Source organism: Ochrobactrum sp. SFR4 (assembly GCF_019730395.1).
Classification (GTDB): Bacteria; Pseudomonadota; Alphaproteobacteria; order Rhizobiales; family Rhizobiaceae; genus Pseudochrobactrum.
Genome location: NZ_JAAPBB010001369.1, coordinates 1 through 237, shown reverse-complemented (window position 1 = coordinate 237; position 237 = coordinate 1). Strand labels below are relative to the sequence as shown.

The 237-nt window shown below is 56.1% G+C and carries 1 protein-coding gene; it reads left to right on the top strand.

What is annotated here, in order from left to right:
• On the top strand, positions 1 to 237 hold a 237-nt coding region (locus HBA93_RS23505; protein ID WP_221724819.1), incomplete at both ends, for a P-loop NTPase.

The following is a 237-nucleotide window of genomic DNA, read 5'->3' as shown; positions in this document are numbered from 1 at the left end:
CTGACGATGGCACAGCAGGTGCCTCTGGCCGGAGCGGTGATTGTTTCCACCCCGCAGGATCTGGCGCTGATCGACGCCCGTAAAGGTCTGAATATGTTCGCCAAGGTCAATGTGCCGCTGCTCGGTATTGTTGAAAATATGAGCTACTTCATCGCGCCGGATACCGGCAACCGTTACGACATTTTCGGTCACGGCGGCGCTAAAGCTGAGGCAGAACGGCTTAATGTGCCTTTCCTC